This is a genomic window from Flaviaestuariibacter amylovorans (assembly GCF_039541815.1).
GTDB lineage: Bacteria > Bacteroidota > Bacteroidia > Chitinophagales > Chitinophagaceae > Flavisolibacter > Flavisolibacter amylovorans.
The window spans coordinates 192,413-216,338 of sequence record NZ_BAABGY010000007.1 but is presented as its reverse complement, the minus strand read 5'-3'; the positions used below and the strand labels follow the sequence as shown (position 1 = coordinate 216,338).

17 protein-coding genes and 1 other RNA gene are annotated in these 23,926 nt (G+C 60.1%); 7 read left to right on the top strand and 11 right to left on the bottom strand.

Going from position 1 to position 23,926, the window contains the following annotated elements; genetic code table 11:
- Positions 1-20 precede the first annotated feature (20 nt).
- Together ABD937_RS09455 and ABD937_RS09450 are read right to left on the bottom strand one after the other, a co-directional pair.
- Positions 21-1,826 (bottom strand): cytochrome-c peroxidase, encoded by a 1,806-nt coding sequence (locus tag ABD937_RS09455; RefSeq protein ID WP_345255339.1) that lies wholly within the window; start codon positions 1,824-1,826, stop codon positions 21-23.
- A 68-nt stretch (positions 1,827-1,894) separates the two neighbouring features.
- Complete coding sequence (locus tag ABD937_RS09450) at positions 1,895-3,382, bottom strand: alkaline phosphatase PhoX (RefSeq protein ID WP_345255338.1); 1,488 nt, start codon at positions 3,380-3,382, stop codon at positions 1,895-1,897.
- Between the two features lie 264 nt (positions 3,383-3,646).
- Between ABD937_RS09450 and ABD937_RS09445 the strand changes: the two genes are divergently transcribed.
- On the top strand, positions 3,647-4,888 hold the full coding sequence (locus ABD937_RS09445; protein ID WP_345255337.1) for a hypothetical protein: 1,242 nt from the start codon (positions 3,647-3,649) through the stop codon (positions 4,886-4,888).
- A gap of 4 nt (positions 4,889-4,892) precedes the next feature.
- Positions 4,893-7,718, top strand: coding sequence for an outer membrane beta-barrel protein (locus ABD937_RS09440; protein ID WP_345255336.1), 2,826 nt, complete (start codon positions 4,893-4,895; stop codon positions 7,716-7,718).
- A gap of 25 nt (positions 7,719-7,743) precedes the next feature.
- Here ABD937_RS09440 and ABD937_RS09435 read toward each other — a convergent pair whose 3' ends face one another.
- Both ABD937_RS09435 and ABD937_RS09430 read right to left on the bottom strand, forming a co-directional pair.
- Complete coding sequence (locus tag ABD937_RS09435) at positions 7,744-9,561, bottom strand: family 10 glycosylhydrolase (RefSeq protein WP_345255335.1); 1,818 nt, start codon at positions 9,559-9,561, stop codon at positions 7,744-7,746.
- Positions 9,562-9,722: 161 nt separating this feature from the next.
- Positions 9,723-11,834 carry an endonuclease MutS2 gene (locus ABD937_RS09430; RefSeq protein WP_345255333.1) on the bottom strand — a complete coding sequence of 704 codons (2,112 nt, stop codon included), beginning with the start codon at positions 11,832-11,834 and terminating at the stop codon, positions 9,723-9,725.
- A gap of 248 nt (positions 11,835-12,082) precedes the next feature.
- On the opposite strand from ABD937_RS09430, the gene msrA reads away from it, so the two are divergent.
- The 4 genes from msrA to ABD937_RS09410 all read left to right on the top strand — a co-directional run bounded on the left by msrA (position 12,083) and on the right by ABD937_RS09410 (position 15,997).
- Complete coding sequence (msrA, locus tag ABD937_RS09425) at positions 12,083-12,643, top strand: peptide-methionine (S)-S-oxide reductase MsrA (protein WP_345255332.1); 561 nt, start codon at positions 12,083-12,085, stop codon at positions 12,641-12,643.
- A gap of 266 nt (positions 12,644-12,909) precedes the next feature.
- Positions 12,910-14,163, top strand: a complete 1,254-nt coding sequence (locus ABD937_RS09420; RefSeq protein WP_345255330.1) for a metal-dependent hydrolase family protein — start codon at positions 12,910-12,912, stop codon at positions 14,161-14,163.
- Positions 14,164-14,181: 18 nt separating this feature from the next.
- Positions 14,182-15,255, top strand: a complete 1,074-nt coding sequence (locus ABD937_RS09415) for a DUF6688 domain-containing protein (protein WP_345255329.1) — start codon at positions 14,182-14,184, stop codon at positions 15,253-15,255.
- A gap of 100 nt (positions 15,256-15,355) precedes the next feature.
- Entirely contained in the window at positions 15,356-15,997 is a 642-nt protein-coding gene (locus ABD937_RS09410) for a SanA/YdcF family protein (protein WP_345255328.1), read from the top strand.
- Positions 15,998-16,112: 115 nt separating this feature from the next.
- Here the strand turns inward: ABD937_RS09410 and ABD937_RS09405 are convergent, their stop codons facing one another.
- The 5 genes from ABD937_RS09405 to hisG form a co-directional block, all read right to left on the bottom strand.
- A complete protein-coding gene (locus tag ABD937_RS09405) occupies positions 16,113-17,501 on the bottom strand; it encodes a hypothetical protein (protein ID WP_345255327.1) in 1,389 nt (462 codons plus the stop codon).
- Between the two features lie 55 nt (positions 17,502-17,556).
- Positions 17,557-18,717, bottom strand: coding sequence for a bifunctional histidinol-phosphatase/imidazoleglycerol-phosphate dehydratase HisB (gene hisB, locus ABD937_RS09400; protein WP_345255326.1), 1,161 nt, complete (start codon positions 18,715-18,717; stop codon positions 17,557-17,559).
- Complete coding sequence (gene hisC / locus ABD937_RS09395; RefSeq protein WP_345255325.1) at positions 18,710-19,762, bottom strand: histidinol-phosphate transaminase; 1,053 nt, start codon at positions 19,760-19,762, stop codon at positions 18,710-18,712. The genes hisB and hisC overlap by 8 nt, the downstream gene beginning before the upstream one ends.
- Before the next feature lie 90 nt (positions 19,763-19,852).
- Positions 19,853-21,127, bottom strand: coding sequence for a histidinol dehydrogenase (gene hisD / locus ABD937_RS09390; RefSeq protein WP_345255324.1), 1,275 nt, complete (start codon positions 21,125-21,127; stop codon positions 19,853-19,855).
- A gap of 117 nt (positions 21,128-21,244) precedes the next feature.
- The gene (gene hisG / locus ABD937_RS09385) at positions 21,245-22,099 is read right to left on the bottom strand and encodes an ATP phosphoribosyltransferase (RefSeq protein WP_345255323.1); all 855 of its coding nucleotides are present in this window, start codon (positions 22,097-22,099) and stop codon (positions 21,245-21,247) included.
- 249 nt (positions 22,100-22,348) lie between these two features.
- On the opposite strand from hisG, the gene ABD937_RS09380 reads away from it, so the two are divergent.
- Positions 22,349-22,744, top strand: a complete 396-nt coding sequence (locus tag ABD937_RS09380) for a hypothetical protein (RefSeq protein WP_345255322.1) — start codon at positions 22,349-22,351, stop codon at positions 22,742-22,744.
- A 249-nt stretch (positions 22,745-22,993) separates the two neighbouring features.
- Here ABD937_RS09380 and fsa read toward each other — a convergent pair whose 3' ends face one another.
- Entirely contained in the window at positions 22,994-23,647 is a 654-nt protein-coding gene (gene fsa / locus ABD937_RS09375) for a fructose-6-phosphate aldolase (protein WP_345255321.1), read from the bottom strand.
- Positions 23,648-23,761: 114 nt separating this feature from the next.
- An RNA gene (gene ffs / locus ABD937_RS09370) (signal recognition particle sRNA small type) lies at positions 23,762-23,861 on the bottom strand.
- Positions 23,862-23,926 lie beyond the last annotated feature (65 nt).

The following is a 23,926-nucleotide window of genomic DNA, read 5'->3' as shown; positions in this document are numbered from 1 at the left end:
AACTGATCCTTAACCCATCCTTATCCTCGCCCTGGGGCCCACGGCAAGGTGTCGTTCAATGTCGAAAGGAAAGCAATCAGCTGCTGCTGCTCCTCCCCCGTCAGGCGCAGCGGTTCGGCTGGCAGCGTCTGGTTGGGCACTTCAATTCCGCTCCCGGCCCCGCCGCCCTGGTCGTAGAATTCGATCACCTCTTCGAGCGTTGCGAACACCCCGTTGTGCATATAGGGCGCCGTGCGGGCCGCATTACGCACCGTTGTGGTCTTGAAGGCATGCAGGAAAGGAGCCACCGGCGTCAACGCATAGCGACCGGGGTCGGGATCGGGACGCCGCCCTCCCTTTTGGTCCGGAACACCCAGCACCTCGGATTCAATCTTCTGAAACGAAGGCGGAACCGTGCCGTTGAACAGTGGCAGAAAATGGCAGGTGCCGCAACGCGCTTTGCCGAGAAAGAGGTTGAAGCCCTTACGCTCCTCCACGCCCAGCACAGCTCCGGGCTCCCCGCGCATATACCGGTCGAAGCGGCTGCTGAGCGTGCTGAGCGATCGCACATATACGGCCAGCGCATGCTGCAGGTGCTGCTCCGTATACACGTCCACACCGGGAAAAGCATGACCCATCAGCTCGGCATAGGCCGGGGTGGCGAGCAGCGACTTCAGCGAGCGCGCCAGGTTGCCGTGCATCTCCTCAGGGTCGCGGATGACCGCGGCCGCCTGGTTCTCCAGATTGGTGGCGCGCAGGTCGTAAAAGTAGCCGGGCTGCAGCGCGGCGTTGAGAAGGGTGGGTGTATTTCTACGGAGCCGGCTCCCCGACAGGCCACTATTGCGCGCAAGGCCATCGGCGAAGCCTTTGTCGGGCCGGTGGCAGGAGGCGCAGCTTCGCTTGCCGTCGCCGGAAAGCACCGGGTCGTAGAACAGGCGCTTGCCCAATTGTGCCTTCAGCGGCGTGCTGCGCAGTTCGCTGCCGGCCACGAATGCATCGGGATCGAAAGCGTCGGCGTCGAAGAGCGTGGCCGCCTGCGGCCGCAGCAACCGGTTGTCGGCAAGAAAAGAAATGCCCTCCCGCAGCTGCCATTGGAGGAGGGCCCGCGACAGCGGGCTGCACCGCTCGCGGATGAAGTGCAGACGGTCAAACCCATCCAGATTTCGGACGCCGGCCAGCTCGGCATCTGCCGCGCGGAAAAACGGCGCGGCAAGCGACTGCTTATCGAGCAATTGCACCAGCTCCGCCACCGACCCCAACGCGGCCCTTGCCTCTTCCACCGTAGTGCCGGCGAGCGGCGCGTCAAAGCCACTGATCCCGAGCGTCGTGACCCGGAACACCTCGAGGCGCAGCGCGTCGGCAATCTGCGGGAGCCCGAGCGGCAGCTCGCTCCAGTACTTGCGGTAGTACGTGCTACGCGCCAGGAGGAGCCGCACCTGCCGGCTCAGTTCCGCCCGGTCAGGGATGTTGCCGGAAGCAGGGTAAAGCAAGGCCTCAATCACCTGCAGTCCTTCCGGCGCCTGTACCTTCTGCTCTTCCACTTCCACTTCGGGCACCGGCGGGCCGTTCACGAAGCGGGTAGTGTTGCCCATAAAATACTCGGCCGCCCACTCGACGCTCTTGAAGCGAAGCCGCGTTTGCACAAAGCAGTGGCGAAGGCGCTCCGGTGAAGCGCCCCCCTGCACCACCGGGAGCATACTATCGGAGAGGTAGTAATGAAAAGCTTCGAAGTGAGCGGCACATCGTTGACGCACCTGCTCCTCCGGAGCCATAGGAGGCGCGCAGCGAAACAAGAGGCCCAGGACGATCAGGAACACAGGTATAAATACGGTGGTGGTCTTTTTCATATCCACAGCAGCATTACGGAAGAAGCCTCCCCGGCAGGGAGGCCCAGATTGGTTCATGGGGAAGCGCATCAACGCGGCACACCGGTGAGGATCATCGTTTGGCCGCCTTCCCGGTTGGTGGTGAGCCCGCTGCGGTCGGCATTCGCGAACGCAGGATTCTGCCACGTGTGCGGGTGGATGTTGAGCAGGAAGGTGTTGGGTTTGCCGATCGCGTCCGAAATGTCGATCATCGCACCCCATTCCCAGCTGCCCTTGCGCATTTCGCCGGTGGTATTGAATTTTGCGTTCCAGGCGGCATCCGTACGGTTGTGGGCGGGCACGATCCAGGGCTTATACTGGCCGGTACGAAGATCCATCTGCCACACGTACGAATCGTGCTGCGCCGCGGCATAATACGAGTCGCCATCCTCCTGGATGTACATATAGTTCTCGGTCACGCAGATATTGTCTGGGTTGATCAGGTCCTGGCCCGGGTTACTGTCGCCCTCGGCCACCACCTGCAGCTTGCCCTTTGTGGGGTTGGCGGCGTCGAGCTTCAGGCTGTACACGCGGCCCCACATCGTATAGCCGGGCTCGGGGTTGGCGCCGCCCACGGCTTGCCCGGTGGCGGTGAAGAACACCTCGCGGTTGTTGGCGGCGCTGCCTTTGCGGTAGTCCACATCCTCCACCCGCGAGAAGCGAATGGCGCCGAGTCCGTTCACGATTGTGTTGATCTCGGCGCCGGTTTTGGAGCGGATGTTCGGCAGCTTCACGAACTCGACATCGTATTCGCTGCCTTTGCTCATGTTCATCTCAACCTGGTCGCCGCCCATGCGCTTCAGCGCATAGAGCTCGCCCGTCTGCAGGTCGCCTACGATGTCGCTCAGGTACATCAGGAGCTGGCCGGCACTCTGGTGCCCCGCGGAGTAGGATTGATCCTCACCAATAAAAACGACGGTGCGGCCCGGGTAGGCGGCTTTGGGGAGCGGCACCGCGTTCTCCATATTGGCTTTGCCGAGCGCCGGCAGCGTGCGGTCGTTGCGGCTGCGGTCGGATACCGACCCGAAGGGATTGATGGCATGCACCATGCTCTCCTGGCTCGACTCGCCCGCTGTTAGAAATACGGGACCGAAGCCGTGCTCGTCCATGGTGGCCATCGTGGCGGAGCAAAGGCGCATACCGCCACCGGCGGCATCCACCAGGTATTCGCCCTGAACGGGCTTGAAGCTGTTATCGAGGTGCACGCGCGAAACGGAGAAGATGATCTCGTGGTTGTTGAGCAGCACGTAGCCGGTGCCGTCGGGCTTGCGCAGGAGCCCGGCGCCATCAGGCTGCGGACCGAATACAAAGTCGGGAGAAGCAGCCAGCCGGTCTTCGCTGCTTAGCAGGGGCAGGATGTCGACGCCGGTAACACCCGGTGCGGTGGCGGCCAGGGCGGCAGTGACCGAGTGCGCCTTCAGCTGCACGGGGCTGACGGGCTCCGGGGTGGAGTCGCTGTTGGTTTTTTTACAGGCCGGAACGAGAGAGAGGCCGGCTGCGAGCAGGCAGGCAGAGCCGAGCGGGAACAGGTATTTCATGCCAGAGATTTTGTTGGCGCAAAAATGCCCGGGCCCGGTTTCCAAATCGTTACCGCGCGGTGAACACAACATGAAGGAATTGTAACCCGAATGCGTCGCCGCTCCCCGCTCCCGACCGATGATCCCGCAGCTACCGCCCGTGGCGGCACAATACCGTCAGCCCCAAAGCCGTTTCCCTTATCGTCATTCCCCGTAACTTAATGCACGAAAGGGGTTTGCCGCGCAGGCTGCCGGCGCCCTTCGCCTTCTAACCAGCTACTGCCCATGCGAAGCACACCGCTCCTCCATCTGCTGATCCTGCAGCCCCTGCTGCTGGTGGCGCTTGCCGGCCAGGGGCAACTGCAGAAGATCTACCTGCACCCCAAAGCTCCCGGTACCGAGCGGCAGTCCGCGATCATCGACTCACTTTCTTTTCTGCCCCTTGCGCACAAAGTCAGCTTGAGTAAAGGCGGCAACCAATACCTGATGCTGGCCACCGACCACTTCCTCATCACCGACTACCCCGAAAAGGCGATCCATGTATTTACGAAGGAAGGCGCTTTCGTAGGAACGATTGATTACGGGAAAGCAGACGGCCTCTCGCCTGCCTATGAGGCGGCGGGCAACCGGGTGGTGTTCTATGGCGACAACAAGCAGTTCAGCCTCACGCGCAAAGACCGGATCCAGATCGCGCGCGACTGGGCACGGCCGGGCAACCGCAAGTATTTCCGGAAGTACTGCGTCAGCCTCAGCGACCCGCAGCTCGCGCTTCGGCCCGAAACGCCAACCGGGCAAGACCTGCTCCAGACGCGTCCTCTCTACGACGGACTCTCTTGGAGCGGGCAGATCACGACGAGCTCGTTGTACGACGACAGCATTGCCTATGAGCTCAAGCTTTACAGCGGCGACCAGTTCCTGAAAGGCTACTTCCCCTACAACCCGGAAGATGAGCCCTGGTATCGCTACACACAGGAAAACCTCGCGCTCACCGCCCTGGGCGGGAAGGGGCACTACCTGCTCACCCGCCCTTATTGCGATACCGTGTACCGGATGCAAGGCGACAGCATCGTTCCCGCCTACCAGCTGGTGCTGCCGCTGGAAAATTCGCTCCCCGCTTCCTTCTTCAGCAAGTCATTCCGCAACAGGACGGAGCGGGAGAACTTCATGCGCAACAATGGCTGGATGCTGCGCCAGCCGTATATCTACGAAGAGACGCCGCGCCAACTCTATTTTGCCGTGCGTTACCTGGCTAACTTCGACACCTATGTCTATAACAAGCAAACGGGAACCACCTGGAAGGCAAAGAACATCCGGGCCGACAGCAGCCACTACAACGTGAGCGTGTTTGGCGGGCAGGGCCTTCCCCGGAGCGGCAGGCGCTTCTACAAGTTGCTGCGTGCCGGTGAGCTCGTCCAGTTTTTTGAGAAGCATAAGTCGGTGCCGGTGCCCGCGCCATTGGAGCGCTTTCTCGCGGGCCGGCCGGATGCCGAAGCGCCGGTGATCGTTTCCTTTACCTTCAAAGACTGACCCGATGAGATTCCTGTTGTCCTTGCTGATGATGATCGGGTGCGCAGTTTCTGCGCTGGCCCAAAATGGGAAGCTCTCGGGGCGTGTGCTGGATGGCGACACCCGGGCAACGCTGGAGCTGGCCACCGTAAGCGTTCACGGACCGGATTCCGCGCTCGTCACCTACCAGCTCACGGATAAGCAGGGCGCCTTTGCACTTGGCAATCTGCCGCTTCGCCGGAGGCTGCAGGTGAGCGTGTCCTACGTCGGTTTCAGCCGGCGCGATACCGTGGTCGTGCTCGCCAATGACAAGCCCGTCACCCTTGCATTCCTGCTTACCCCGAATCGAACCGATACCAACGCAGTAGTAGTGACCTCGACAGTGCCTGTGCGCATGAACGGCGACACGCTGGAGATCAACCCGGCGGCCTTCAAGTTGAAGCCGGGCGCAGTGGTGGAAGAATTGCTGAACGCGGTGCCCGGTATCACCATCTGGTCGGACGGCACCATCACGGTGAACGGACAGAAGGTGCAAAACCTTTTTGTTGACGGCAAGCCTTTCCTGGGTTCTACCGACCCGCGCGTAGTGACGCAGAACTTCCCGAAGACCGCCATCGAGCGGATCCAGCTGTACCAGGAATACGACCGGAGCAGGATGGGACAGCAAGGACAGCAGGGCGTACCCGAAGACTCGGTGCTCTCGATGAACATAAAACTCAAGGAAGACAGCAAGAAGGGATACTTCGGCAAGGCCGGCGCTGGTTATGGCAGCTCCGACCGGTTCGAGGCCGACCTTTCGCTGCAGGCATACAACAAGAAAAGCAGCCTGGGTATCGGCGGGGGTATCAACAACATCAACAAGCAGATCGGAAGTATCCAGGATATGTTCCGAAACAATACGTTCCGGAACCAGAATCCCAACCTGTACCACGCAGGTCGTTTCGGGGCAAGCGGCATCAACCGGAACCACGCTGCCGGCGCCCTGTACACGCACAATTTCGACGAGATCGCCAACAGCCGTCAGAACAACCGGATGACGGTGAACTATATGACCTCCGGAACCAACTCCTACACCACCGACCTGCACCTGCAAGCACGTACCACACTAAATAATCCGCAACAGGTGCGCGAGGAAGGTGTCCAGGAGGGCCGGGGTAGCCGGCACGACCTGGGCATCGGCTACACCCGTACGAACAGCTACAACGACAACTTCCACGTGAGCGGGTCGGCAGGCAGCGGCACCGACGAGGGGCAGTCGACGCGTTTTTCCGAAGTGCGCGATCCGTCGGGGGTATCGCAGAACACGAACCGGATCCGCACACAGCACCGCCGCCGTAATGAAAGTGCGTCGCTGGGCCTCAACTATTCCCGGAACGATTACGAGGAGCCGCTGCAGAACTTCAGTTTCCAGGCAAATGCGCGTCATACGAAAGGATCATCGGAACGCTTGGTCAGCAGCGTCTTTCAGTCGCTCACCGACCCGGGGCGGAATACGTCCCACGACCGGCGCTACAGCACTGCCAACAGCGCCACTACCCTCAATGCCACGCTCGACTATTCCGGCTTCAAGCGGCTCCTCTTCGGCCGCTTCAACCTGTTCGGCATTAACCTGAGCTTCAGCCAGTACCTGAATCTTTCCCGCATAGCCGACGAGAGCCTGGTGAGCGACTACGATACCACCGCGAAGCAGTACCGCGCCAACATATCTATTTCCAACCGGAACGAACGGCACTATTTCGAATATGTGCCGTCGTTGTCGTTGTCGAAAGGGTTCTCGAAATGGAACGGGACCTCCACGCGCTATGGGCAGGTACAGGTACGGCTTCAGGAGGAGTGGAAGAGCGACAAGATGGGCTCGTCGGTAGCCAAGCGGAACCTCGGGCGCAGCTTCAACTTTTTCCGCTACGAGGGAAGCGCCTCCTTCGGCTACCACCGGCGGGAGCGGTACCAGTATAATCTGTCGGTGAATTACAGCCGGAACTTCGATTACCCTTCGATCGAGCAGCTCTATCCGGTGGTGGACGATATCAATGCCTACGAAGTGCGCGTTGGCAACCCGAACCTGCGCAACCGGGTCAATCACCGCACCAATGCCCATCTCTCCTTCCAGACGCAGAACCCCCGGTCTTTGTACACCGTGAACGGCTCTGTGAGCGGGGGCATCGGCCATACGGTGAACCAGGTCACCGACAGCGTCATCAACGACCCATCCGGAAAGCGGATCACCTACTACACCAACGCCGGTGAAGGCAGGCAGATGAACGTCAACTACAACCTTAATGTCGCGCGGCGGCTCGCGAAAAGCCAACTGCAACTCCAACTGAACGGGCAGTTCACCAACAGCAATAACCCCAACTACATCGACGGCGCCTATAACTCCAGCACCAACCGCAATGCCTCGCTGCAAGGCTCCCTCCAGTTCTCGCTTCGCTCCGTGCTTATTCTGAACGTGGGTCAGCAATACCAGCGCTTCACGACACGGCAGACGGCCGCCGGATTGAACGCCTTCTCAAACGCAACGGGCAGCACACGGGTCGGACTGACGGTAAACGCGCCGGAGCACTTCAGCTTCGGCAGCACGATAGACCGGGTGGGCAACAGCTCCCTCGACCGGCCTACGGTGCTCTGGAACGCCTTCGCCACCTGCCGCTTCCTGAAGCAGCAGGGAGAGCTCCGGTTCTCCGCAATGGACCTGCTCAAGAAATACCAGAACATCAGCAATAGCGCCAACGCCTACGGTACGAGCACCCGCATCACCAACGGGCTGCAGCAATACTTCCTGCTGACGCTTTCGTACTACCCGCGCCGCTTCGGCAAAACGGAGATCAAGGCGCAGGAAGGAAACCGTTAGTATGTGCCGATGAGAACGGCAACAACTACCTGCCGATAATCACCGTGGCGTGCTGCCTCCCGGTACCGGTACTCACCTCCAGGAAGTAGAGGCCCGGGCGATAACCGTCGCCAAGACGGAGCGGGCTGCCGCTGGGCACCGCTGCACGCTGCTCCACGAGCTGACCGAGTGCATTGAGCACCCGCACCTGCATCGTGGGCCGGCGGGGCGCGGTCAGCCGCACGTAGAACGCGCCGCGGGTTGGGTTCGGGTATACCAGCAAGGCTCCGTCGAGGCCGTTCCTGCTGCTGACGGAGGTAAGGGCGGCCACCTGGCGTACCTCGGAGCGGCGGCTTTCATTATGAAAGCGGTCGAGTGCCGTCACGGCGTAGAAGTAGCCGAAACCAGGACCGCCCGGGATCGTTGTATCGCGGAAGCGGGTTACATCGCCATTCACGATCCCAACGAGCTGACCCGGATCGCTGGTATCCACGGCTGCCGTAGTATTACGGTAGATGGCGTATTGCCGCACCTGTTGCAACGGATCCGCTGTGGCAGGTGGCGCCCCCCATGCGAAGATGATGGAATCACCCTCAAGCAATGCATAACCTGCTGTTGGCGGCTCGGGCCCCACCTCATCGCGCCAGGGCATCCGCGGCTGCAGCGCAGGCCGCTTGAACAGGTCGTTCTTCAGAGAGTCGCGGTGGCCAAGGGCGTTGCCGATCAGGTGCTGTGTGCGGAAGAAGAGACTGCCGTGCACGTTCGGGTACAGCGCGCTCCGGTTCATGCGCACCTGCCCCGGCAACTGCGCCGGGTTGGCCCAGTTGGCTCCCTGCGCCGGATCGTTGACCTTGTAAGACGCCACGCCGATGTAAATATGCCGGCCGAAGGCGTTGTTGTTCCACCAGGGCACCAGTACGTCGTAGTCGGAGCCGGTTTGCCCGCGGTACCAGTATAACTGCGGTGCGATATAGTCGACCCACCCCTGCTGCAGCCATTTCTTACTGTCGGCAAAGTAGGCGCTGTAATGCTGGAGCGCGCCGGAGGAGGTGTTGGAGCCGATGTTAGGATCCGTGCTGCTGCGGTAGATGCCGGAGGGCGAAACGCCGAACTTGACCCAGGGCTTGATCGTACGCACCGAATCGTACACACCCTGAATGAACAGGTTGATGTTGTCGCGGCGCCAGTCGGCGCGGCCTGCCGTAGTATTGGGAAACCCGCGCGGATCGGCCGTATAGGCAGCGTCGTCGTTAATGGTGCCCGAAGGATAAAAGTAGTCGTCGAAATGAATGCCGTCCACATCGTAGCGGCGGAGGATATCGGTGATGACCGAGAGGATATGCGCGCGGGCAGCGGGGATGCCGGGGTTGATGATCTGCACGGTGCCTACGGTGAGCATCCAGCCCGGCTGCGTGCGCGAGATATGGCCAGCCGAATAGAGCGTATTGTTACTCGCATTGGCGGTATTGGCCACCGCCCGGAACGGGTTGATCCAGGCGTGGAACTCAAAGCCGCGCTGCCGCGATTGCTCCAGCGCAAACTGCAGCGGGTCCCAGGCCGGGTTCGGCGCCACGCCCTGGGCGCCGGTAAGGTCGTACGACCAGGGCTCCAGTGTGCTCGGGTACATTGCGTCGCTCTGGCTGCGCACCTGGAAGTAGACGGTATTCATACCGGTGGCGCGGTGATGATCGAGCTGGGTCAGGAGTGCCGCCCGCTGCTGCGTCGGCGTCTGCGTGCGCACTGGCCAGTCCAGGCCTGCATAGGTCGTGATCCAGGCGCCGCGGACCTCGCGCTTCAGCGTCTTTTGCGCGTGTGGGGAGAAGGTAGCCAGCAACAGGGCCAGCGAGCAAAGCAATCGCAACATGGTAACTTGGTTTTGGGACCGGCCGGGCCGGGATACCGCTAAAATACCGGATGCAGCGAAATTCACGCAGAAACCTGCAGGATTTCTGCAAAAACCGCAAGAAAAAGCCGCAGCAGGTGCTGCGGCCGGTCCGGTTATCTGTCTTGATGAGTCAGTGCACCTCAGCCATCCTCCCCGTCCTTTTCCTTCACCAGCACGAGGTTGGCCAGGTCTACCTGCATGGGCAGCAGCCCGATCTTGACCACGGCGCGCTTGCCCCGCAACTCGAGCACCTCTCCCACCTGCAGGTTCTTTTTCATCTTCACCTTGTCGCCCACCTTGATGGCCTCATCCTGCAGCTCCTGGTATTTCTCGTTGAGCTGCTTCTGCTTTTTGCTTGCTGCTTTCGTTTCGTTCTTCCGGAACAGGAGCGCCGCCATTTCCTTCATCACCTCGTTCTTGTTTTCGGCCTTGCGCCAGTCGAGGGTGAGCTGGCGGAGCTTACGCTCCATGTCTTTAAGGTAGGCAATGCGTTCTTCGGATATGCGGTTCTGCTCCCGGAGCAACTCCACCTGCTGGCGGTGCTTCTCCTTGTCGAGCGCCTGCTCCATCTCGCGCTTGAGGCGCTCGTTGTCTTTCAGGAGCTTGTTCAGGTCCTTCTGTTTCTGTTCCACTACGTGCAGGTCTTGCTCGGTGCGGTTCAGGAGCTTGTCCAGCTGAAAATGATTCTCATCCACGAGGCTGCGCGCGCGATTGATGAGGCGCTTGTCAAGCCCGATGCGCTCGGCTATGGAAAACGTATACGATGAGCCGGGCTTGCCCACGATCAGCTTGTACTTTGGCAGGAGCGCCTGCTCATCGAAGGCCATCGCGCCATTGAGGATGCCTTTCGTTTTGCCAGCCATCACCTTCAGGTTCAGGTAGTGCGTCGTTACGATCCCAAAGGCATGCTTGCGCGCAAGCTCCTCCATGATGACCTCGGCAAAGGCGCCGCCCAGGTTAGGGTCGGAGCCGGAGCCGAGCTCGTCGATAAAAAAGAGCGTGCGGCCGTTGGCGGTCTCCATGAAGTGCTTCATGCTGAGCAGGTGCGAGCTGTAGGTACTGAGCTCGAACTCGATGCTCTGCGTGTCGCCGATGTGGATCATGAGCTGCTTGAAGATGCCGAAGGTGGACGACGGATGCACCGGCACGAGCAGTCCGCTCTGTACCATGATCTGCAGCAGGCCCACGGTTTTCATCGTCACCGTCTTACCGCCCGCGTTCGGGCCCGAGATCACGAGGATGCGCTGGTCGCCGTCGAGGGTGAGGTCGGTGGGGATGGTCTTCTTGCCCGAGCGCTGGTTGTATAAATACAGCAGCGGGTGGTAAGCGCTCACGAGGTTGATGTGCGGTTTGTCGTGCACCACCGGGAACTCGGCATACAGCGCTATCGCGAGCTGCGCCTTGCCGAGGATAAAGTCGTACTCGCCGGCGATGCCGTGGTACACCGTAAGCAATGGCGCATACACCGAAAGCTGCTTCGTGAGGGTCTTCAGGATGCGGTACACCTCCTTGCGCTCGTCGCTTTCGAGCTCGTAGATCGAGTTGTTCAGCTCGATGGTCTCTTCCGGCTCGATAAAGGCGGTGCGGCGGCTGTCGCTCTCGCCGTGGAGGATGCCTTTCACCGTACGCTTCTGCTCGGCAAAAACGGCGATCACGCGGCGGCCGTTCATAAAGCTTTCCTCGATGTCGGCGAGGTAGCCGTTCTTGTTCATCTTCGACACGATGCGATCGAACACGCGGCGCAGCTCCTGCCGCTTCCGGAAGAGGCTCATGCGGATCTGCTGGAGCTCCGGGCTGGCATTGTCCTTCACGTTGCCGGTCTCGTCGATCACCTCGTCGATCAGTTCCTGGATAGTCTTCTCGTAGTAGGTACCGGAGATGACGGCCGACAGGCCTGGGAAGGCGGTACGGCGCTCCGTATCGAACCAGCGGAAGATGCGCTCCATCATGATGGCCAGCTTGCGCAGGCCCGTAAGCTCCTCACCTCCCAGCATGGAGCCTTCGATCGCCAGGAGGCGAAGCTCGCGGCCAAGGTTGAGCACGTAATCGTTCGGGAAATACTGGGCGTTCTGCACCAGTTGCTTGTACTCGTGCGTCTGCAGGAGCTCCAGCTCGATGATGTCCTTCTTGGTATGGATACGCAGCTGCAGCGCTTTTTGCCGCGCCCATTCGGACCGGCAGCGCTCGTGCAGCAATTGGCGGATCTTATCAAATTCCAGCTGCACCGGGGCCGACTCTGGATATAACTTCATTGAGTAATACAGTCTTATGTAAGTGTGCAAAGGTACGAAGCCCGTTTTGCTTGTCTTAAAAGAAAGCCAAACAACGTGGAAAACCCTTGTTAAAAAAGACGTTTTGCACTTTATTTGTCGCACCTTCCGTGAAATTTGCAGGACAAGTGACCCCCAGCATGTACCATAGAATCTTTGCCGCGTTCCTTTTCTTCGGGGCCATCATCGGCTGCGTTGCCGAAACGCAATCGAATAAAATGAGTGCATCCATGACGAATTTCGCAGAACGGACCGATACCGCCACGTTTGCCACCGGTTGCTTCTGGTGCACCGAGGCCATCTTCGAGCAGCTCACCGGGGTGCTCCGTGTTACCTCGGGCTATTCGGGCGGCAAGAAGCCCAACCCAACCTACGAAGAGGTTTCCACAGGCGAGAGCGGCTATGCCGAATGCGTGCAGGTCGTTTATGAGCCCGACAAGATCTCGTACGACGAGCTGGTGAAGGTCTTTTACGAGGTGCACGATCCGACCTCGCTCAACAAGCAGGGCGCCGACGTGGGCCCGCAGTACCGCAGCGCCATCTTCTACCACGACGCCGCGCAAAAGGAAAAAGCCGAATACTACCGCACCGAGCTCGATAAGAGCGGTGCCTACAACAAGCCGATCGTGACCGAGATCGTTCCCTTCGCCCGCTTCTATTCGGCTGAAGATTACCACCAGGATTATTACCAGAACAACAAATACTCGAACCCCTATTGCGCCATGGTGATCCGACCAAAACTGGAGAAGTTCCAGAAGGTCTTCGCCAAAAAGCTGAAGACGGCGAATTAAACAGCTTGCCGTCTGTTGTTTGAAGTCCGCTGTCGACGATATTTTCTCTTCCACCGGTCCCGCCCAATGGCGGGACTTTTTTTTCGCTACAGACCGTTCCCTGTTCCCTGTTTCTTGTTCCCTGTGACTTGTTCCCTGTTCCTTGTTCCTTGTTCCTTGTTCGGTACCAGGAGACGCATATGATGCGTCTCTACGGGTCTCCACGATGTTCGATATTCGCCATTCAATATTCGTTATTCAATTTTCCCCATTCCTATCTTCCCCTCATGAAACCTTCGCTCCTCTTCTTCCTGCTTCTCCTTGCCCTGGGTGCGCGCGCACAGTCGGATTCTTTTTACCTGCTGAAGCCGGCACGCGTATTCGACGGCGAGGCGATGCACACCGACTGGATCGTGCTGGTGCAGGGCGACCGGATCGTCGAGGCCGGTCCGATGCGCTTCAAGCTACCGGCCAATACGCGTGTCGTGGACTTACCGGGCACAACACTGCTTCCGGGACTCATTGAAGGGCACTCCCACCTGCTCCTGCACCCGTATAACGAGGTCTCCTGGAACGACCAGGTACTCCGGGAGAGCCGTGCCGAGCGCACCGCGCGGGCCGTGGTACACGCTGCGGCCACGCTGCGCGCCGGCTTCACCACCGTGCGCGACCTCGGTACCGAAGGCGCGGCGTACGACGATGCGGGGCTCAAAGCGGCGATCGAGAAAGGCGTCATTCCCGGCCCACGGATGATCATCGCCACACGCGCCATCGTGGCCCGCGGAGCCTACGGACCTTCCTACGCCAACGCCGACATCGACCTGCCGCAGGGAGCGGCCGAGGTAAGCGGTGTGGAAGAGATGCAGCGCGAGGTGCGTACGCAGATCAGCCGTGGTGCCGACGTAGTGAAGCTGTATGCCGACTACCGCTGGGGCCGCGACCGGCAGGCCGCGCCGACACTCACCGAGGAAGAGATCCGCGCGGCCGTGACGATTGCCCGCGCCGGTGGCCGCCCGGTGGTGGTACACGCTTCCACCAAGGAAGGGATGCTGCGGTCCATCCATGCTGGCGTCTCCACCATCGAGCATGGCGACGACGGCGACGAGGACCTGTTCCGGCTCATGAAAGCCAAAGGGGTAGCCCTTTGCCCGACCATTGCCGCCGGCGACGCCGTGACGCAGTACGCCGGGTGGAAGAAGGGTAGCGACCCGGAGCCTGCGCGCCTTGCAGGCAAGCGGCGCAGCATGGCCGCCGCGCTGCGCGCAGGCGTCACGATCTGCATGGGCGGCGATGCCGGTGTGTTCGCTCACGGCGACAATGCACGCGAGATGGAGCTGATGGTAGAATATGGCATGAAGCCGCTCGAGGTGCTGCGCTCGGCCACCTCGGTCAACGCCGACGTTTTCGGGTATGCCGACCGCATCGGACGTGTCCGGAAAGGCCTGCTGGCGGACCTTGTTGTGGTAGCCGGTGACCCTTCGGCAACGATCAGCGACCTGCGCCGCGTACACCTGGTCATGAAAGGCGGAAGGATCTTTTAATCTAACCGGCACTTTCTTATGGCGCTGATGTTCATTTTCCTGATCCCGACCGCGCTTTTTGCGGCCTTCACTTATTTCGAGTTCTTCCGATACCTGTGGTCGGGTCCGGAGCCGGGACGTGTATTGCTCCCGAAATATGTGGAATGGTGGATGGTAGTGCTGCTGCCGCTCGTTTTCCTTTCTTCTTTTGATCTACCGGAGAAGAATAATTGCTGCACCGACAGTGCCGTATTTGCACCAGGTGACCGGGCGGGTATCTACACCCTGATCTTCTGCTGTATAGCGGCCTACGTCTACAGCACCTTCCGCAGGCGGATCGCACCGCCGATCCCCGAGCTGCTGGTCAACACGCTGTTACTGATCGGAGCCGGGCTCAACGTGTTCCTTTCGATCCATATGTACGCGGTCGAACTGGGAAGCGCCTTTTGCGTTCTCGGCACGGTGCCCATCCTCCTGCTGTTCTGGATGCGCCTGCACCGCAACCAGCGGGCCGTTCTCGAAGAACTGCGCACCAACGAGCGTGCGCGCCCCGCACACAACCTGCTGCACTCTGTATTCCGCAACCAGGCTACCGCCACCGCTGCGCTCCTGCTGCTGGCGCTCCCGCTCACCCTCCTCTTCACCCTGATCCTGTACCTGTTGGGGCAGGAGCCCGACACCCTTTCACGAGCGTTCAGCGAAACGTATAAACACGGGTTCTCCCGGCTCGACCACGAATGTGCCAACGTCGATTGCGGCGGGCATTATCTCTGCTCGGTAGCGGCACTGGGTCATCCCCGGCTCGTGCGGCCACTACGCTATGGGTGGCGCCGGGGCGGCCGGATCATTTGCAACCGGCAGTTGCTGGTTTCCAATGCGTTCGAGGAGCTGGTAGCCGAGCGGGCGCCTTCCCTTCACCGGGCGGTCCGGCGTCGCTACGACCGCGTCGGCAGCCTGATCCACCGTCATTACGGGATCTTCCGCGTTCGCCTGGTATCCGATGCCGTGTACCTGCTGATGAAGCCCCTCGAATGGAGCTTTCTGTTCGTGCTCTACTGCTGCGACCATGCACCCGAGCGGCGGATTGCCCGGCAGTACCGGGAGCAACGCTGATTTAGTAAAAGCTTAACGCGAAACTCCCAGGGCGTCGTTGCAGTGACCGGGAGTATCGATTAATTTGGTTGCAGCCGTCATCACTAGCTGGCACACGCATATGCGCAAACGTAAATGGCTCCTGTTCGGTTCCGTACTTCTGGGCACCGCCCTCCTGCTGATTTTTTATTGCGACCATGCCGTCCGTTCGGCGGCCTCGGGGCGCCTCTACCACGATGAGTCCCAGGTTCCCTACCGGAAAGTAGGGCTGTTGCTCGGCACCAGCAAGCAGCTCTCGAATGGGAATGTCAACCTCTACTACCGGTACCGGATCGAAGCGGCAGCACGGCTCTGGAAAGCGGGAAAGGTGCGCTACCTCGTAGTTAGCGGCGACAACGGGCGCACAGACTACAACGAGCCGGAGCTGATGCGGCAGGACCTCATCGCGGCGGGGGTCGACTCGGCCTCGATCTTCCTGGATTTTGCCGGCTTCCGCACCTTCGACTCGATGCTGCGGTTGCGGGCCATTTTCGGGCAGGATTCAGCTACGGTGATCTCGCAGCCTTTTCATAACGAGCGGGCACTGTATATCGCGGAACGCGAAGGGATTGCTGCCATCGGGTTCAACGCCCGCGACGTAGGCAGCCGCTACGGCTTCCGGGTGCAGGTGCGCGAAAAGCTTGCCCGCGTCAAGGTCTTTGCCGATTACTGGTTCCGGAAAAAGCCGAAGTACCTCGGCAAGCCGGTGGCACTTCCTTCGTAGTTCCTTTCTACATTAAGGCATGCGCCTTACAAGCCTGTGCCGAACGCCATCGCTGCCGGGCTTCTCCCCTCACGCCTGACGACCAAGTGCGGAATGATCCGATCAAGGACAATTTCTATTCCGCCGCCTCGGCGGCCGGCTGGTTTGCCATTGCATGCTCGAGCAGTGCGGAGAGCAAGGCTACCTGGGTGGCACGGAAAAAGAACGTTTCGCGTTGCATCACCGTGGCCAGCTCGTAGAAATACACCGCGCTGCGGAGGTCTTTCTCCCGCAGGCTGCGCAGCGTGCGCACCAGGAACGCATCAAACAGCTCGGCCAACGTTGTATTATGCGCGGCGCCCGGCGTGAGCGCTTCGGCGTACAGGGATGCAAAACGGGCCTCCGGCTCCTCGGCGGCGAGCAATTGCCGCAGCAGGATCGTCAGCTGCGCCAGCGGGTACTGATCAACCATGCCTTCGATAAGCTCGGCTGAGCGCTCGAACGCCTTCTTGAGCTCCTCGCTATAGCTGCGCTCATACATCTCCACCACTACGAGCGGGTTGGCCGCAAACTGGTTGAGGTGCTTCAGGAACATCGGTTGGCGCTTGCGCTTGTCTTTCATTTCTGCATCCTCGGCAGCCACATACAGCACCTGTAAAGCCTCCAGTGCCTCTTTCTGCTGCTCCGGTGCGACACCTACCGGGAGTGCCGTGGCGGCCTCGATCAGTTGGTATTCGGGCCGGGCCTCCGTTGCCGAAGCATCGTACAGGTCCGGGAACTGGCGGCCCAGGTTACGCACCAGGAGCTCTACCTGGATGGTCACCTGCTCCTCCATCGTGCGCGCTTCTACTTTATCCTTATCGATCAGGTCTTCGGTAGCAATGAACTCCACCTCGTAAGCGCTCAGCTGCCCGGTCGGAATATCGTCCAGGCGCCCCAGCGACTGTTCTTCCTCCTCTGCCGGGCCCACCTCTTCTTCGTCGCTGCCCGGCACCGGGAGCACCGTATAGTGATAGTTGCCTTCGCCGGCATTCTTCCTGAGCTTACCCAGGGCATCGGCGAACTCCCCGGCACGGAACTCGATCAGGTGCGGCAGCCCGTCCTCGCGGTCGCCCACCTCGATCTCGATCACCGGAACGGCATCCGTATCCGGCTCCAGGATGTACCTGGTCAGGCTAAAATCCGCGTGCGGTGCGATGCCAAATTCAGCCGCGAACTCCACGCCGGCATACACGATGTTGTGTGCGAGGTCGTAAGGGATCTCCTCGGTTTCGGTGCCGTAGTAAGGCAGCTTCGGCACCACTTCCGTTTCCTCCACGTTGAAGAACTCGAAGGTGCGCTTCACGCCGGTGCAAAGTAGGTCCACCACGTAAAAAGCGCCCGTAACGCGTCCGTTCACATGACGCCGCGTTACGGTGACCGATGCCATGCCGGCTTCCTCCCAATCTATGTTTACGAGGCACTTGTATACGGGCAGGCTGCGGGCTTTCGACTGGATGTATTTCTTCGGAGACAGCTGTGTCATGTTCACGTTTTTTGATGCACGCCCTTGGTGTTTGGCCGGCGGCAGGGGGCCGAAATTACAAAACCCCTTTGGTTGACGGAAGGTAATCCTTCAACGGATCCTTTTTTACGGCCATCTTCAGCGCTTTCGCAAAGGCCTTGAAGATCGCTTCGATCTTGTGGTGCTCGTTATCGCCGCGGCATTCCACGTGCAGGTTGCAGCGAGCCGCGTCCGAGAAAGACTTGAAGAAATGATAGAACATCTCGGTCGGCATATCGCCCACCCGCTCGCGCCGGAATACGGTATTCCACACGATCCAGTTGCGCCCGCCGAAGTCGAGCAGCACTTTCGCTTCGGTTTCATCCATCGGCAGCGCAAAGCCATAGCGCTCGATCCCGCGCTTGTTGCCCAGCGCCTTCGAAAACGCTTCGCCCAATGCGATACCGGTGTCTTCGATGGTATGGTGCTCGTCGATGTGCAGGTCACCGGCTACCTTGATGGAGAGGTCCATGCCGCCGTGCCGGGCGATCTGGTCGAGCATATGGTCGAAGAAGCCGAGGCCGGTATGGATGTCGGCCTTGCCGGAGCCCTCGAGGTCGATGCGGATGTCGATCTTCGTTTCGGACGTCTTGCGCTCATGGGTGGCGCTCCGCTCCTGCCGGCGCAGGAACTCGTAAATATCTTTCCACTGCGTGGTGCTCAGTGCCGTCACTGCCTCCAGCGCACGCTCGTCGTCGCTTACCTCGGCGCCACCCAGGCTCGGGTCATTGCGCAGCCAAAGCGCCTTGCAGCCCAGGTTCTTGGCCAGCTGCACGTCGGTAATGCGGTCGCCGATCACATACGAGCCCGGCAGGTCGTATGCAGGGTTATCGATGTAGTTTCCGAACATACCGGTTCCCGGCTTGCGCGTGGGCAGCCCCTCGTGCGGGAAGCTCCGGTCGATGAGTTCTTCCTTGAAAATGATGCCCTCGTTGGCAAAAGCGCCCATGATCAGGTTATGCGGCGGCCAGAAATCGGCTTCCGGAAAAACGTCGGTGCCGAGGCCGTCCTGGTTGGTCACGAGCACGAGCTCGTACTCCAGCTCGCGCACGATACGGCCCAGGTAATGGAATACCTCCGGGTAGAAGGAAACCTTCGTAAAGGCATCGATCTGGTACGTAGGTGGGAACTCGGCGATGAGCGTTCCGTCCCGGTCGATAAAGAGGACACGCTTCTTATTCTGTGTTGCGTCAGACATGGTTGAATTCTTTTAAGGCGGTAAGGAGTTGCGCATCCTGCTGCGGCGTACCCACGGTGATGCGGAGACAGTCGTCGCACAGCAGCACGTTGCTGCGGTTGCGCACGATGATGCCGCGGTCGCGCAGGTATTCGTATACGCGGGTAGCCTCGCGGATCCGCACCAGCACGAAGTTGGCATCGGTGGGAAAGACCCGCTCCACGCCGGGCACTTCGGAGAGGCCGCGCACGAGCACGTCGCGCTCCTGCACCGTTTCGCGGATCATCAGGTTCACCTCGTCGAGCTTGTCGAGTGCCTTCAGGGCGAGCTCCTGCGTGGCTTCGTTGATGTTGTACGGCGGCTTGATCTTGTTGAGCACGTCGATGATGTCGGTGGATGCATAGGTGATCCCGAGGCGCAGCGCCGCAAGGCCCCAGGCTTTGGAAAAGGTCTGTAGCACCACCAGGTTCGGATAGTCCTTCAGCTCCGAGAGAAAGGAGCGCTGGCGGCTGTAGTTGATGTACGCTTCGTCCACCACCACGAGCCCGTCGAAGTTGTTGAGGATCGCCTCGATCGCTTCGCGGTCAATGCTGTTGCCGGTGGGATTGTTGGGCGAGCAGATCCAGATGATCCGGGTGGCCGGGGTGAGCGCATCCTCGATTCCTTCCAGGTTCAGCTGGAAGTCGGGCAGCAGGGGCACTTCGGTCACGCGCACGTTGTTGATGCGCGCGTACACCTCGTACATGCCGTAGGTGGGCGGGCAGATGACGATCTCGTCCACCGCGGGCTCGCAAAAGGCGCGAAGAAGCAGGTCGATGCATTCGTCGGAGCCGTTGCCCAGCAGCATGCCTTCGGCCGGCACGTTCTTGATCGCCGCAATCTTTTTTTTCAGGTCCCATTGCAACGGGTCGGGGTAGCGGTTGTACCACTTCGTGAGCGGCGACCCAAAAGAGTTCTCGTTGGCGTCGAGGAACACACTGGCGGAGCCGCTGTATTCGCTGCGCGCCGACGAATAGGGCTTCAGGTCGCGGATGTTGGGGCGTATGAGCTTATTGAGGTCGAACATCGGAGGAATGTGCTAATGGGTTAATGTGCTGATATGCTAATAGGGTTCTTGGGCTCTGGCTTCGCCCGCCGTTCTACCGAGGCTGAGGGATCAACGCAGGCGCACGCGCACGGCTTCGGCATGGGCGCGGAGGCCTTCGGCCTCGGCCATCTCCGTCACGGTTGCCGCGATGCCTTCGAGCCCTTCGCGCGATAGTTGCTGGAAGGTGATCTTCCGCACGAAGGAATCGACGCTCACACCGCTGTAGGCGCGGGCATAGCCATTGGTGGGCAGCGTGTGGTTGGTGCCGCTGGCATAGTCGCCCACGCTTTCCGGCGACCAGGGCCCGATGAAGACCGAGCCTGCGGAGCGCACCTGCGTAGCTACCTGCTCCGCGTCGCGACACTGCAGGATGAGGTGCTCCGCGGCATATGCATTGGCGAGCTCCATCGCTTCGTCGAGGTTGCGGAGCAGCACCAAACGGCTGCCACCGAGCGCTTTGAGGGCCACGTCGGCCCGCGGAAGCGCTGCGAGCTGACGCCCGAGCTCGGCCTGCACCGAGGTAAGCACCGCTTCGCTGTCGGTCAGCAACAATACCTGGCTATCGGCACCGTGCTCGGCCTGCGACAGGAGGTCGGCAGCTACATATGATGGATTCGCGTCGGCGTCGGCCACCACGCATACCTCACTGGGCCCCGCGGGCATATCGATGGCCACGCCTTCCTGCTGCACGAGCTGCTTGGCCGCGGTTACCCACTGGTTTCCTGGTCCGAAGATCTTGTGCACCTTCGGAATACTTTGTGTACCGTAGGCCATCGCCCCCACCGCGCCGGCGCCGCCCGTGCGGAACACGCGGCTGATGCCACAAACATGGGCGGCAAAAAGGATCGCAGGGTGTACGCTGCCGTCTTTCGCAGGCGGCGTGCACAGGAGCACCTCGCGGCAGCCGGCAAGGCGGGCGGGAATGCCCAGCATCAGCACCGTCGAAAAAAGCGGCGCCGAGCCTCCCGGTATGTAGAGCCCGACCTTGTCGATGCCCACTCCCTTGCGCCAGCACCGGATGCCGGGCCGTGTTTCTACAACCTGGCCGGCTTCGCGCTGCGCGGCATGAAAGACTTCGATGTTCTGCGCCGCGTCGCGGATGGCCGCTTTCAACTTTTCAGGAAGTGCCGCGGCCGCGGCCGCGAACGCTTCTTCCGGCACTTCGAGTACATCCAGCTGCGCCCCGTCGAATTGCTGTGCGAAGCGCAGCAACGCCGCATCGCCGTCGCTTTGTACCTGCTCCAGAATGTTTTTCACCGACGCCAGCAACGAACGGTTGTCGTGGTAGGGCCGCTCAGTGATCGAAGGCCACTGCTCCGGCAAAGGATAACGAACGATTTGCATAAATGCTCTTCTAATAAAAACTGGAGAGTAACCCGATCTTCCGGGCACTTCATGAATCTGAAATCATAAATCTGAAATCCAAGATCTGAGAGCTGACATCCGAGATCTGAGATCTCCCTATTGGATCATTTTCTCGATCGGCACCACCAGGATGCCTTGTGCGCCGGCGTACTTGAGCGCTTCGATCTTTTCCCAGAACTCCTCTTCCGGGAGTACGCTGTGCACGGAGCTCCAGCCTTCCTCGGCCAGCGGCAGCACGGTAGGGCTCTTCATGCCGGGAAGCAGGGCAAAAATCTCATCGAGCGCGTCGTTGGGCGCGTTGAGGAGGATGTACTTGTTGCGGCGGGCTGCCTGCACCGAATCGATCCGGAACAGCAGCTTGCGCAGGATGATCTCCTTCGAGTTTTCGAGCTCCGTGTTCTTGACGAGCACCGCCTGGCTTTCAAGGATGGTTTCCACTTCCTGGAGCCCGTTCATAAAGAGCGTGGAGCCACTGCTCACCAGGTCGCACACCGCGTCGGCGAGGCCGATGCCGGGCGCGATCTCCACGGAGCCGGAGATCTCGTGGATCTCGGCTTCCACGCGGTGCTGGCGCAGGAACGATTCGAGGAGGAAGGGGTAGCTGGTGGCAATACGCCGGCCTTCGAGCGAGGCTACCGAGCCGTACTCGACGCCACGGGGCACGGCCAGCGCCAGCCGGCATTTCCCGAAGCCAAGCGGCTTCACCACCTCCACATTCTTGCACTTTTCATACAAGACGTTCTCACCCACGACGCCGATGTCGGCAACGCCGTCCTGTACGTACTGCGGGATGTCGTCGTCGCGGAGGAAGTAGACCTCTACAGGAAAATTCTCGGCCTGTGTGCGCAGCTTGCTGCCGGCGCTTTTTACAGAGATGCCGCAGTCGTTGAGCAGCCGGAGGCTGTCTTCCGAGAGGCGTCCCGATTTCTGGATCGCAATTCTAAGGTTCATGTTCCGGAATTAAAAAAGGCCTACCCCTTCAGGTAAGCCTATTCGTTTTATGGTTATGCACAAAGCACCGGCTCACCTGGGTAAGGAGGACAGATGGTGGTGGCTATGTGCGTTCAGGATCGTCATTGCGGGACAAATGTACGGGAGAAACCAAAAGACGGAAATCCTTTTTTTACCATTGGTTTCAAAATTCTGTTAAGGGGGCAACCTTTAACGCAGGTGCCTCCTCTATTTGTGGAACTTTACGCTATGAAGAAAGGCCTTTTGCTGCTCGCGCTCGCAGTCGCTTCGGGCACCCTCGGGGCGCAGGGCGTGTCCCGCTTCGATTTCAACCTGTATACCGACAGCCTGAAAAAGGGCTTTTACAACTATATCAACGTGGATGCGCAGCTCACCGACGGCTCCTGGCGCCCGCTCGACTCGACGCAGCTCCGCTTTACGGCCAATACAGGCTTCTTTAAAGGCAATGACCTGTTTATCGATTCGAGTTACCACGGCGACTCGGTGCGCGTGCGCGCCGAGCTCCGCAGCGACCCGAAACAATCGAAGGAGGTCATCATCTACATTCGCCGCCGGCCGTTTGAAGCCCTGCCCTCCGAGCGCGAGGTGATCGACCGGGTGCCGGGGAAGCAGCGTGAGGCGTGAGGCGGGAATCGGCAATCGGGAATCCGCAGATGATTACGCAATGTCTTCCTGACTCCAATACTGGAATATTGTTCATGCATTAAATAGATACGACCGCCAGTACAATTGGCGGCCGTATCTATTGTGACACCTTTCTTACGAGGTTGATTTGTAAAACTGCACCAAACGCCGAGACTCTACATCAGGGCAAACATTGCCGATTCCCGATTGCCGATTGCCGATTCCCGATTGCCGATTGCCGATTCCCGATCAAGCGAACTTCTTCGCATCCTCCACGAACTTGGCCAGGCCGATGTCGGTAAGGGGGTGCTTCAGGAGGCCGAGGATCGACTCGAGCGGCGAGGTGATGACATCGGCACCCATCTCGGCCGCCTTTACGATGTGGTTCACCGAGCGGATGGAGGCGGCAAGGATCTCCGTCTCGTAGCCTTGAACCGCATAAATACCGGCGATCTGCTCGATGAGCTGCATGCCGTCCCAGCCACCGTCGTCGATGCGGCCGATGAAGGGCGATACGTAGGTGGCACCGGCCTTGGCGGCAAGGATGGCCTGGCCGGCCGAGAACACGAGCGTGCAGTTGGTGCGGATGCCATTGTCGGAGAAATGCTTGATGGCCTTGATGCCGTCCTTGATCATCGGCACCTTCACCACGATGTTGGGGTGAATGGCGGCGAGCTTCTTGCCCTCGGCGATGATGGCGTCGTAATTGGTGGAGAGCACCTCGGCGGAGATGTCGCCGTCCACGAGCTCACAGATGGCCTTGTAGTGCGCGTGCACCGCTTCTTCGCCGGAGATACCCACTTTCGCCATCAGGGAGGGATTGGTGGTCACACCGTCGAGGATGCCCAGCTCGGCCGCTTCCTTGATCTGGGCCAGGTCGGCCGTATCGATGAAAAATTTCATTTGGTTGAATTTGCCGCGAAGGTACGGCCCCGGAGCGTGGGGTGCGGCGGCCGCCCGCCAAGAATTATCAAGACCCTGTGGAAACAAAAAAGCCCCTTTCGGGGCCTTTCAATAAGTTGGCAGGCTACTTACATCGCACCGCTACAACCGCCTACCCTTGCTACCTTCCGATCCTGGGGGAGTTCAGCAGGAGCTGGTCGTGCAAGACCTGCCGGTGCAAATATAGGGGAAGTTGAGAAGTGAACTAGTTGATAAGTTGATAAGTTTTTTTCAAGGCTT